Source organism: Oceanobacillus sp. NCCP-135 (assembly GCF_059698015.1).
The window spans coordinates 1-12,552 of the sequence record NZ_BAAKSZ010000027.1 but is presented as its reverse complement, the minus strand read 5'-3'; the positions used below and the strand labels follow the sequence as shown (position 1 = coordinate 12,552).

General features: G+C 36.8%; 10 protein-coding genes and 1 riboswitch. Of the genes, 3 read left to right on the top strand and 7 right to left on the bottom strand.

What is annotated here, in order from left to right; translation table 11 throughout:
- Positions 1–54 precede the first annotated feature (54 nt).
- Both AC6HVZ_RS15865 and AC6HVZ_RS15860 read right to left on the bottom strand, forming a co-directional pair.
- Positions 55–3,300: an AfsR/SARP family transcriptional regulator gene (locus tag AC6HVZ_RS15865; protein ID WP_497559155.1), complete on the bottom strand. Its 3,246-nt coding sequence runs from the start codon at positions 3,298–3,300 to the stop codon at positions 55–57.
- 321 nt (positions 3,301–3,621) lie between these two features.
- The gene (locus AC6HVZ_RS15860; protein ID WP_497559181.1) at positions 3,622–4,236 is read right to left on the bottom strand and encodes a DUF2179 domain-containing protein; all 615 of its coding nucleotides are present in this window, start codon (positions 4,234–4,236) and stop codon (positions 3,622–3,624) included.
- 348 nt (positions 4,237–4,584) lie between these two features.
- On the opposite strand from AC6HVZ_RS15860, the gene AC6HVZ_RS15855 reads away from it, so the two are divergent.
- On the top strand, positions 4,585–5,019 hold the full coding sequence (locus AC6HVZ_RS15855; protein WP_497559154.1) for an Hsp20/alpha crystallin family protein: 435 nt from the start codon (positions 4,585–4,587) through the stop codon (positions 5,017–5,019).
- A 62-nt stretch (positions 5,020–5,081) separates the two neighbouring features.
- Here the strand turns inward: AC6HVZ_RS15855 and AC6HVZ_RS15850 are convergent, their stop codons facing one another.
- Complete coding sequence (locus tag AC6HVZ_RS15850) at positions 5,082–5,789, bottom strand: MOSC domain-containing protein (protein WP_497559153.1); 708 nt, start codon at positions 5,787–5,789, stop codon at positions 5,082–5,084.
- A gap of 96 nt (positions 5,790–5,885) precedes the next feature.
- Between AC6HVZ_RS15850 and msrA the strand changes: the two genes are divergently transcribed.
- Complete coding sequence (gene msrA, locus AC6HVZ_RS15845) at positions 5,886–6,410, top strand: peptide-methionine (S)-S-oxide reductase MsrA (RefSeq protein ID WP_497559152.1); 525 nt, start codon at positions 5,886–5,888, stop codon at positions 6,408–6,410.
- A 14-nt stretch (positions 6,411–6,424) separates the two neighbouring features.
- Here msrA and AC6HVZ_RS15840 read toward each other — a convergent pair whose 3' ends face one another.
- Entirely contained in the window at positions 6,425–7,141 is a 717-nt protein-coding gene (locus AC6HVZ_RS15840) for a gamma-glutamyl-gamma-aminobutyrate hydrolase family protein (protein ID WP_497559151.1), read from the bottom strand.
- A 132-nt stretch (positions 7,142–7,273) separates the two neighbouring features.
- On the opposite strand from AC6HVZ_RS15840, the gene AC6HVZ_RS15835 reads away from it, so the two are divergent.
- Positions 7,274–8,446, top strand: coding sequence for an MFS transporter (locus AC6HVZ_RS15835; RefSeq protein ID WP_497559150.1), 1,173 nt, complete (start codon positions 7,274–7,276; stop codon positions 8,444–8,446).
- 49 nt (positions 8,447–8,495) lie between these two features.
- Here the strand turns inward: AC6HVZ_RS15835 and AC6HVZ_RS15830 are convergent, their stop codons facing one another.
- The 3 genes from AC6HVZ_RS15830 to AC6HVZ_RS15820 form a co-directional block, all read right to left on the bottom strand.
- Positions 8,496–9,800, bottom strand: coding sequence for an NCS2 family permease (locus AC6HVZ_RS15830; protein WP_497559149.1), 1,305 nt, complete (start codon positions 9,798–9,800; stop codon positions 8,496–8,498).
- A gap of 134 nt (positions 9,801–9,934) precedes the next feature.
- A riboswitch (purine riboswitch) is annotated at positions 9,935–10,035 on the bottom strand.
- Between the two features lie 1,003 nt (positions 10,036–11,038).
- The gene (locus tag AC6HVZ_RS15825; RefSeq protein WP_497559148.1) at positions 11,039–11,581 is read right to left on the bottom strand and encodes a hypothetical protein; all 543 of its coding nucleotides are present in this window, start codon (positions 11,579–11,581) and stop codon (positions 11,039–11,041) included.
- A 152-nt stretch (positions 11,582–11,733) separates the two neighbouring features.
- Positions 11,734–12,141 carry a transposase gene (locus AC6HVZ_RS15820; RefSeq protein ID WP_497559180.1) on the bottom strand — a complete coding sequence of 136 codons (408 nt, stop codon included), beginning with the start codon at positions 12,139–12,141 and terminating at the stop codon, positions 11,734–11,736.
- Between the last annotated feature and the right edge of the window lie 411 nt (positions 12,142–12,552).

The window sequence follows — 12,552 nt, the reverse complement described above, 5'->3', positions numbered from 1 at the left end:
TGTTATTTTATGTAATTTTTTAACCCCCTTAATTTTAATTATTAAGAGGGTTTTTCAATACGTATCCAATTCTTCAGACTCCATGATCAAATGGTACATTTCAATCGTAGGCTCCATTGGTTCTACACCGAGTTCCTGCTCCAATATATCGGAGCATTTTTCATACCATTTAATTGCCTGAGGACGATTATTCTTTTGATAGTAACAATACATCATCAAGCGATATGCTTCTTCCCATGTATTGTCAATTGCTAAAATTCTTTCACACCATTCTATACAGAGGTTAAACTCAAGTAACCGAACTGCTGCCTGGGATAGCTTTTCCGCTCCTCTTAAGTATATTAACCGCAGACGATCCCTTTCAGCAGAACACCAACTTATAAAGTGAAGATCCGCTAAATAGTCATCCTGGTATAATTTCAATCCTTTTTTAAGTAACTCTAAGGAACGTTTCGAATCTTTTTCTTCCAAACCCTTCATGATCAATTCTTCAAATCTATTAATATCCAACTCGTAACCCGCATTTGGATTAAATCCATAAGAACTTCCCTGCCGCAAAATAAAATAGGAGTCTTCTCTCGCTCTTCTTTCCGGCTCCAGCACTTTCAGTAAAGCATTAAGTGCTACTTTAAAATTTTTATTCGCCGTTTTTTCATCTTGCTCCTGCCAAAGAAATTGGAAAATCTCTTCCTTTTGCAATAATTTGTTCCTGTTAGTAATAAACAGTTCAAACAGCTCTTTCGCTTTCCCACGCTGCCAGTCCTTTGCCTCTATCTGCTTCGTTCCCAGCCATACTTTTAATTGACCAAGTGTGTGAATCACTAGTGTATAACCTGGATGGTTTTTAATCGTTTCATCAAGACCAAGTTCATACAATAATCTAGTAACAAATGGTGTCTTGATGTTCAGCGCTTTCGTTTTTAGTAGCATCGGAGCAATATTTTGAATGTCTGTTGGTCCAAATGTTGTTCTTCGTTTTATAAAAAAATCATATTCCTCTGTTTGAACTTCGTGGAGGAAAAGCTCCATTTCACGCTTAAACTTATCGTCATCTCCTTTTTCAAAGAAAATAAATGCACTCCAAAATGCGGTTACCATTATTCCATAATGATCTCCACATGAATTCATATCTGTTCTTACCTGTTCAATCAATTTCTGAGCTTGTTCATAGTTGTTGTTATATATTTCAGTTATACCCATTCCCATTTTTATAAGCCCACTAAGCCAGCGATCTTTTACTTTTTCGGTTTCCATTAACCCTTTATTGGCATTTGCTATTGCTCGATTATATTCCCGCTTTCTACCATAAAGAATGGAAAGTCCCATATAAGGTTCCGCTTTTCCTCTGGAAACTTTTATCTTTTCCATGATATCCAATGCTGTTTCATAGCATTGAATGGCCAGATCTGTTTCATAATGATCCAATAATTGAACAGCATGACCCATCCGCATCCAGCCACAGGATTCCACAAACGGGGATTGAATGGATAAACCTAATTGAATTCCATCAGCAGCTAATGCTTTGCTATGTTCTGCATTTCCCATAAAAGCTTCTATAATGGATAATAGGATATCTGTTTCCCGATGTGACTGGGGTAAATGTTTATTGCTATGTTCCTTTTGTTTTCGTTCCATTAAAATTTCTTTTGCTTTTGCTAATCTGCCTGTGCGAAGATAAATTCTTGACTTTAGATTACTTTCTTCCAACGGCAAATTTAATTGTTTTGCACGATCGAACCAGGAATCCGCTTTACTGGCTTGTCCTGCATTTAATAAATTTTCTGCCATCAGCAAATATAATTGCGCCATTTCCTCTTTTGGAGCATTCGCTTTTTCTCTCATTTGGATCGCCTGATTTACAAATCTCTCTGCCCTACCAGGCTGAATTGTATCAAGATATATCCGTGCCTTTCCTTCTAAAGCTAACCCAGTTAGGTAATAATCTTCCTGTTCTTTATTAGGAAGCAAATCAATTATAGTTTCATAGTTTTGCTCAGCCTGCTCATATAAGGATCGGTATCGTTCAATCTCTCCCTGAAAAAAATAAAGAATGGGATATTGCTGTTTGTTTTCCCTTGGTAATTTCACCAACATATCATACAAGGTTTGAAGTCGACCGGACTTAAGAATTATTAATCCATGCTTGTTTAGTAAATAGGCGATTGATTTATATTCCTTTAGTTTTGAATAATGGTGCAAAGCTGTTTCTACATCCTCTGACTTTTCATAGTAACGTGCCGCTCGGATATGTACATGATTAAATTCATTCACATATTTTTTTAGTAAATTATTTTCCAAAAACGATTTAAATAATGCATGATATCGATAATAGTTTCCATCTCCTTCAACGATAAATAAATTTTGCTCGACCAGACCTGTTAAAATTTCCTCCGAGCCTTGAATTTGCAAAATCTCATCACAAATATTTGGGGCTAATACATCCAATACACTGGATTGCATTAAAAATTGCTGGATAATTAATGATTGCTTAGATAATACTTCTGTCGCTAAATAATCAAATAAATCCTTTAAGGAATTCTTTTGATTTTGATGAATTGCTTCCATTGAGATTCCTGTATCAATCTGCTGGGCTAGCATATTAAATGCAATTGCCCATCCTTCCGTCAATTGATAAATTTTAGTAACTTCTTCCTCCGAAACCTTTACTTGATAGACATCTTCCAGCATAAAGTGCATTTCATCAGGGGACAACAATAAGTCCAGCTGCGTAAGCTCCAGCAAATCCCCTTGAATTTTCAACTTAGGAAGAACATGCCATCTTGGTTTTTTCCTGCTTGATACAATCACATGTAGATTTGACGGAATGTGTTCGATTAGAAACAACATCCACTTTTCGATTTCATTGGAATTTAAGACATAATGATAATCATCTAAACATAATATAATTTCTTCATTCAAATGAACTACTTCATTGATAAAAGAACTGGCAAGTGCAACTATTTGTTCCATGTTCAAATAGTTATCCAGATTTTCCAAGTCCTTCTGAACTGACTCACCAAACATACTATGCCGCTGTCTGATCGATTTTATCAGTTTGGTTAGAAAAGGGAGGATGTCATCATCATTTTGAGAGATAGAATACCAACAGGCACTTGATTTTGTATCTTGAATAAATAAAGACAGTGCCGTACTTTTACCATATCCTGCACCAGCACATAGCAAAGTAAGCGGATATTTAGATATATTAATCAACTTTTTATTTAAATTTCTACGTTGTATAAACCTTTCTCTTATCGGTGGTGGCGTAAGTTGGCTTTGAATAATTGGTATACTCTCCATCCTTCTCACCTCCTTTCCAATAATCTTAATCTTCTATTATTTTAACATATAATGTTAGATTGATTACATTGTATTTAATTAAATAAGCAACAAATGGTTTCGATGGGGCGAGCAGTACGCAGTCCCAGTATTTTTGCGCTGCGAACGAAGTGCAGTCCTACAGTTTACCATAAGAGTCTATATATAAGAAAACCGCTAAAGCGTCTTTCTAGAGGTCAGAGGTCGGATTTGAAGAAATCGGCGAAAGAGCCGATTTCGTTTATACTTTTGTATCTTTTAAAAATGAACAGGTCACTACAACCCATTCATCTTCAACATCTCTTATTCACCTTTTTCCGAACTAGTTTCTTGCTTATCCCCTACTCCCGGTTCCTTCGGCTTATGCTTATCATCAAGATTGACATTACGCTTCTTGGGATTCATCAATCTACCTTTACGTACTTGTTTCACCCAGAAGCCGCCATGGATTTGTTTCGGTTCATAAGCAATAATAAACGCCTTTGGGTCTATTTCCTGGATGGTTTCAAACAGTTTTAATTCGTACTTTCTCGGTGTTAAAATTTGCATGGACAAACGATCGCCTTCCATTCCATAAGAAAACCAGCTCGTTACACCATATCCTTTATCCCGCAGCTTACGTGTGAATTCAATATCTGGATTGGATGAAACAACATTTACGGTGATATACCCCAGTGCTAATTTTTCTTCAATTTTCGTTCCAACTACTACGCCTGTTCCAAAACCAATTGCATATGCAACTAGATTCTGGATTTGATCCAGGTTATCCAGCACCAGACCGAGTCCCACAACATAGATAACAATTTCAAACATGCTGACAAAGGCAGCAATATATCGGCGTCCTTTTAATGTCAAGATCATGCGAATTGTTGATAGGGATACATACACGATATTTATTATAAGAATAATTGCGACCATTATATATGCATTTTCCAGCAACTTGAAGCCCTCCTTGTGAAGCCCTCCTACATTCTCTATCTTCTTAGAATACATTCTATTGTACTATTTAAAAATAATTATATGCAAAAAAATAAACTTCATCCAATCATCCTATTTCACCACTAAATGCTTCTGGGCATATTGTATAGAAGAAAAATGTTGCCTTGTTTTTCTAGAGGCGAAAAGTCAGAGGTCGTATTTATAAATGTTACTCTAAGAATGATTGATAGAAACCGGTGAAATAATCGATTTCTTCATCTAACTTTCTTCTTAATATGTAGTACAATTTTATACTTGCTTTATCAAATAACTATCTGAGGTGATATCATGGATCCATTTAAACAAATGGGAGATTGGAAAAAAAATTTGGATCAGTTTTTTGGTGAAAATTTTTGGAAAGAGTTTGATGGTATTATTAAACCAACTATACCGCAAATAAATATGTATCAATCTGATCATGAGGTAATGTGTATTGTTAATATGCCTGGATTGGATGATTTATATCAAATTGACATTTATGTAGATTATGCCACACTTGAGCTTAGAGGTACGATTGATATTCATCATTTAGGTGGAACTGCAATTAAAGAAGAAATATTGCAGGGGGTGTTTGAGCGGAGAATATCATTACCTTTCCCGGTTCGCGCAGATAAAATTAAAGCAACATACAAAAATGGCCTTGTCTTTATTCAACTACATCGTCTGATTTCAGAAACAAGCAGGAGAAATAGAGTAAATGTACGTTTGCTGGAGGATGATTAAGTTTAATGCCACCTGCTTAAATTACAATCATTTATCATTTTAAGCAGGTGACATCTATTTCATTATTTATTCGGACCAAATACTCGCCTTTCGATATTGGAAGACTGCCCACGCAATCGTTTATGTAATGTGCGCTTCCAGTTTTCAGCCAGCAATGGACAGGACGCGAGTTCATCTGCCAATCGCAAATCATCTTTATATACATGCATGACTTCATTGCATGCCTGAATCGACCACATCGAGTATGGACGTTCAATGAGTTCCAAATCGGAGCCCGCCTGCACATTTCCTTCCTGCAGAACCCGGAAATACCAGCCAGTTCTTCCACTGTTTTGAATACGTAATGCAAAGTCCATAATCCGAAAACGACGTGCTGGCTTCCAGCAGGGCTGACGCGGCTGAGACACCTGAATGATTGCATCTCCTATTTTATAAGTATCCCCAATACAAACGGAGAATTCATCCATTTCCAGAACAGCAAGGTTTTCCCCAAATGCCCCCATATCGATGAAGTCTTGCTCCAATTCTTCCTTCCAAAAGGTATAATGTTTAATCGGATAGGCAAAGACTGCTTTTTCCGGACCACCATGATTCTTTTTATCAGCAACCTCATCACCTATAAAACCTGTTTTTCCAAGCCAAATATTTCTATTCATTTCCTTTTTAAAAATACCACTTTCCCATGATCTGTCCATTTTGGTTTGTGCGTTAGGATCACCCATTTGCTTTACTTCACCGATAAAAATTTTATGTACATATGGTTCGTCCATTATGTCACCTGCTTTAATTATATGTTATAGTATCTTTATTCTACTCGAAAAATCTTTTAATTGTAACTATAACAATCATTTATGGGGGAAGATACATTGACGATAAATAAGGCAATTTTCGCTGGCGGCTGCTTTTGGTGTATGGTAAAACCATTTGATCAATGGGATGGTGTACAAAGTGTTGTATCAGGCTATAAAGGTGGACATCTAAAAAATCCTACCTATGAAGAGGTGAAAAGCGGCACATCTGGTCACTATGAAGCAGTAGAAATTACGTTTGATCCTACTATTATTACATACGAAGAAATTTTAAAAATCTATTGGCAGCAAATTGATCCAACCGATGATGGCGGACAATTTCAAGATCGTGGAGATTCATACCGCACAGCGATTTTTTATCATAATAATGAACAAAGGAATGCAGCTAAAATCTCCAAGCAAACGCTTGATCAAAGTGGGAAATTTTCAAAACCGATTGTAACTAAAATTCTTCCAGCAGTCCCGTTCTATCCTGCTGAAGACGATCATCAGGATTTTTATAAAAAAAATGAGAAGGAATATAAAGCAGACCGTGCTAAATCAGGCCGGGATGAGTTTATTGAAGCGAATTGGAAAAAGTAAAGAAACGTGCAGATTTATGCACGTTTCTTATATTCTAAACAGGCAGCCATAAATCCTTGATAAATTTTCAAAGAAGCTTCATCATTCATCCCCTCCGGATGCCACTGCAAGCCAAGTACAAATGGCTGGATGTTACTTTCTATTGCCTCAATGATCCCATCACTAGCCACTCCACTTACTTGAAAGGAATCCGGCACACTGCGATTTGCCTGATGATGCCAGCTATTTATACGAAGTTTCTCTAATCCTGTTAACTGATGCAACAATGAGGAGTTTAGTACATTTACATAGTGTGATCCATGCTTCAATGGCGCTTTCTGTGTATGCTGCAGCAATTCCCTGTCTATCTGTGCATCAATATCCTGATACATATCCCCGCCTGCTGCAACATTTAAAATTTGACATCCTCGACATACGCCTAAAATTGGTTTGCCCATTCGAAGCAGCTTTTTTATTAGTGCCATTTCAAATTGATCCCGATCAGGAATGATTATACCCAGTTTAGAATGGGGTTCTTCTCCGAATAATGTTGGATCAATGTCATACCCCCCTGTTAAATACAAGCCATCAATTTCATTTGCAATTTGATCGATGTCTTCATCTTTCAATAGATATGGCAGCATCAAGGGTATTCCTCCAACCCGTGAAATTGCTTTGATATTTCTGTTCGTGACAGTGTAGTGGAGTTGATCCATTTCCATGGATGAGGTTACCCCAATTAATGGTTTCATATGTTTACCTCCTCCTTAAAAATTGCCTCACAGCTTTTATTGAAAACTGTTAGCATACAAACCACCGAAAAAGTGATATAGTATTCTAATAGCATATGTACGGTTAGACACCTACGTTAGGGGAGAATATTTTTGTCAAAAAGCAATTCATTAACACCATTAAAAATGTTATTATTTAGTTTTCATGCAACAAATACGATTATTCTAAGTTACTTACCGTTATATTTAAAATATAAAGGACTGAATGGTACTGAAATTGGCTGGGTATTAGCCATTGGTCCACTTGCTTCCATTGTTGCCCAACCGTTTTGGGGATATATGAGTGATAAATACAAAACAGTGAAACGAATCCTCCAAATCTGCATTATCGGACTCCTTGTGACCAGTGTATTATTCTTTCAGATGGATGCATTGATTGCCATACTGTTAATGGGAGCTGTTTTCTATTTTTTCGTTACCCCTATTGGCGCATTGGGAGACAGTCTGGCACAGAGGCGAGCTGATGATTTAGGTGTTTCCTTTGGGACAATCCGGATGTGGGGTTCCGTCGGATTTGCAACTTCATCCCTTGTTATTGGTGAAATCCTGACGAGAGTCGGAATTCAATACATGATTATTCCTTATTTATTTTTCGGTACGATTGCACTTATTGTAACCTTTCGACTTACCGATGTAAAAGTAGACTCTGAACCTGTTCAGTTAAAAGATGTTACGAAAATCATTAAGAGCAAACCATTTGTGATTTTCCTTTTATTCATTATGCTTCTAAGTATTACCCATCGTGCGAATGATAGCTTTATTGGTTTATATATTGCCCAGCTTGGTGGAAGTGAAGGATTAGTCGGCCTAGCATGGTTTGTTGGCGTACTTACAGAAGCAGCAGTATTTGCTACTGCAGGCTTCTGGTTTAGGAAATACCACCCGTTAATCTTTATAATTGCTGCGGGTGCTCTATACAGTGTCCGTTGGTTCGTTTATGCCATGATAGATAACCCGATCTATATTATTGCCCTGCAATTCACACATGGATTATCATTTGGCTTATTTTATTTAGCATCATTCAGTTATGTATCCAGACTCATTCCAAAGCTACTGCAATCTACTGGTCACCTGATCTTTTTTGCAACATTTTTCGGACTATCAGGAATCATTGGCTCACTGGTTGGTGGTGCATTAATCGATTCCTCCGGTGGCAGTACATTGTACTTCGGAATGGGAATTCTAGCATTGATTGGAACCATATTGCTGACAGTTTACCATGTGTTGGGTAAACGTGGGGACGGTTCTCGCGTTTCATCTTTTTGAATAATCTGTAGACTGAGGTGCGAGAACCGTCCCCATGTTTCACCATGTTTCACGACAAGAAAATAAAATACAAAACAAACACAACAAACAATCCATACATAATTGGATGTATTTCTTTCGCACGGCCTTTCAGGATCATTGTAATTGGATAGAAAATAAATCCAATCGCAATCCCTGTTGCAATACTGTACGTTAACGGCATCATTAAGATGGTTAAAAATGCTGGTACTGCGATTTCAAATTGATCCCATTCAATGTTTTTCAATGAAGCCGCCATCATGACTCCTACAATAATCAATGCTGGTGCGGTTACTTGTGCTGTCACAACACTTAATAGTGGGGAGAAAAATATTGCCAGAAGGAAGAATCCCGCTGCAACGATTGCCGTAAATCCAGTTCTTCCTCCAACCCCAACCCCTGCAGTTGACTCGACATAGGAAGTTGTTGTTGACGTACCAATACTTGCCCCTACTACGGTTGCTGCTGAATCAGCAAATAACGCTTTTCCCGCACGTGGAAGTTTATTATCTTTCAAGAGACCGGCTTGTGAAGCTACTGCAACAAGTGTTCCAGCCGTATCAAAGAAATCAACGAAGAGAAATGTTAAAATCACAACAAGCATTTCGATGGTAAAAATCTCACCAAAGTGTAAGAATGCCTGACCAAATGTTGGCGCTAAGCTTGGCACACCACTTACGATTTCGCCAATTCCTGTAGGCGCAGCAATCAAACCGAACATTATGCCGACAATTGCAGTGATGATCATTCCAAAAAAGATACCAGCTTTTAAACCAATCGTAAGTAAAATAACCGATATAATAAGACCAAATATTGCTAGTAGCACTGTTGGATTTGTTATATCACCAATCCCAAGCAAGGTAGCTTCATTAGCAACAACAATTTCCGCACTTTGCAGACCAACAAATGCAATAAATAAACCGATCCCAGCACCTACTGCCATTTTTAGATTAGCTGGAATTGCATTAATAATAATTTCCCTGATTCCTGTTACCGTTAAAATAATAAAAATAATTCCTGATGCTAAAACCCCGGCTAATGCCGTTTCCCACGGAATACCATACCCAAGAACAACGGTGTAAGCAAAAAATGCATTCAATCCCATACCCGGCGCAAGTACGATCGGATATTTAGCAATGATTCCCATAAATAAGGATCCTACTGCTGCAGCAATGGCTGTCGCTGCAAATACAGCATCCTGATCCATTCCTGTTTCCCCCAGAATTGACGGGTTAACGAATAGAATATAGACCATGGCTAAAAATGTGGTCATACCAGCCATAAATTCTGTTTTATAATTTGTACCTAATTGCTCAAAACGAAAATACTTCTTCATTACAGCTTCCCCCTCGATGTTAAAAAATAAAAGCGCTCATGATCTATTATCCAGGAGCGCTACTTAAACTATACAGGGAAAAGTAATTTAAAAAATGAAAGAGCCATCTGCAACCTTGCAAATGGGTTTCTATTTCGAATTCACTATACCTGCGTAGTCAGACTATTTACGGCAGTCTGGTAGAAACTCTGAGCCATATCCCCGAAATTATACGCTTTTTATTATGGTGTGTAACTATATTACTATTTTCGATATAGGTTGTCAATGGAATCCGAATGATAATGATTTATTTTAAAATAACATTTGCATTCTTACTGTCAAGTGCTTCTATGATAGTGGTTTAAGCGTTGAGAGATGCGGGGATTTAGTTGAGAGAAAAGCAATTAATATTGAGAGATAACTGCGTTCATGTATTGTCTCTCAACTTTTGCTTATTTTTCTAACTTCCACCTCATGTCTCTCAACTTTCAAATCCCTTCTTCCAAAAAGTAATCCTGTGCTGGAAGTTGATTGGCTAATTTGTCATCCGACCAATAAGAGTTTATCTGCATACTTTACAGTAATAACTACTTTCTAACTGCATAAGTGCAAGCTATAAGCTTTCACTCAGGAGACTGATCTCTTTCATCTGGCCCAGTTGTTCCTTTGAGGGCTTGATTACGATAGCAATTCAGTTTTCTTCAATAGGATTGTTCTCTGTATCAGGTAAACTTATACATTCTCAACACTCAAAATACTCAAATTCTACTGTTTTTCTGCAAGTTGAGCAGACCATATTAGAATAAGGTGCTATAGGATTATTACAATACATGCATTTTTTCTTTATATTTTCGTATTGAGCATTCTGTGAAATTAATTTCTTATTACACGAATTATAAATGAAGTTTTCCGAGAATGTTAATATCATATTTGCACTTTCACAATTACCGCAATTTATTTTAGATATTTTCAGTCTAACATATTCTGTTATTTGTCTTTTCATAGCTTGACTGTTATGCTGATTAAAAAATTTATTCAAGTTTCTTATTAAGAGTTTATTTTGCAATAGTATATCTCTAAGTTGCTTTTCAAGTTTTTTATCATTATTACAAAAATCTTCTATCCATTTTTTCATTTCGTATTTTAATTGATTTTGTAGAATGACCATCTGCAATCTTTATAGGAATATCACTTGTAGAATATCCAATCCTCAGAGCAAATTACTATTAGATGTTTAAATTGTCCATTTTAGAAGGTAATTAAATCTTTTCTTCTTTTGCTAAAACAGTAAACTTCATTTCATTATCCCTTCCTATTACCTGCCCCATATGATTCTCGATAAAGTTAAAATAGCCGTTCGTCCCTGATCTCTTCGTCCAGTGCTTTATGGACTTTTCAATTCTTAACAAACATTTAATTGGAATCCTGAAGTATTCTTCTGCATCAAAAGCTTCATCTTCTACTATTACAACTTCATGAACTGCTTTATTGGTAAAAGGGTCGAAGCTCATAAGAAGCCCATGCAATAAAGCCTGATTTTCCGAGGTATTATGACTGCTGAAATCGTACTCAACCTGTTTGATATATCCATCTATGGTAAACAATGCCATTTTAATAGCTGTAATTGCTTGTCGTCCTGTGTGACTGGCATCTTGGCGATGGAGTTTCAACATATTCCCTTCCATTGAAGCAAAATGGAGTGCATAGTCCTCTTCTTGTCCTTTAGGTATTGTACCGAAATCCTTTGCCATTTTAGCTGAAATTCTGTCTAATTTGTACGTGTCCACCATGATTTTCTCCATAAATACTCAACTCCTATACTTTTCAAATTAACAAGTATTGCCTGGCACGCCCGATTAATCTACTTATTTAGTATAACGGTTTATCGAAAACACTACAATTCTTTCAAGTTCTCAACATTGTATTTTAATTATCAATTCTTTACTTTTGATATTTAATATTCCTTCTTTTGAAGTTCCTTTTCCAGCGTCTTTGCTTTGATTTTTTCTTCCTTCAATTCATGATTTAACTGTTTTGATTGGGATAAATCACGATCATGCGCCATTATACTAGTCCTTTTCCAGGCTACTATTTGCTCTTTGTATAATCCTTTCTGACGGCAGTATTCTACCAACTCAACCTTGTTCATCGTATCGGTTTTCAATACAACAAGGCATTTATCTTCACTACTCCATTTTTCTGATACCTTTCCGTTCCCAGGAGTGACGTTTCCGGTTTTACGTGCTTCTTTTCTCCAAGTGTACAAAGAGGCAACTGATATTCCAAGTTCTCTACTAAGCTTGCTAACTGATTCATTATAAGGTGGCATCATTCTTGCTATTACAGTTTCTTTTTCTTCTATTGAATATCATACACCTGTATTTTTAGTCATTTTATTCATTCTCCGCATATTTACTTAAGTATACACTTAGTTCTATGCGACTTCTATCCTAACACAGGGGGATTTGCAGGAGTGTGGAAATTTCTCCATAACTTGCTTGTTGAATTCAGAACGTGTTTTTCCCGCAAGGCTGCCTATGAATGGTTTGCTGTAATCATTATTGGCTTCATGATGGGTGTCGACAAAATGGTGGCGACTTCTTTTATCCGAATTTTAGAGTTGCACCCAAATCATTATAAAAATATCCTACACTTTTTTCGTGCAGATTCATGGGACATCGACTCCGTGCGGAAGAAATGGGGACTATTGTAAAAGAGAATATTCCTACTGTTAAAGTTGCCGAGCACAGGGTTCTTGTTGGTGATGGGATCA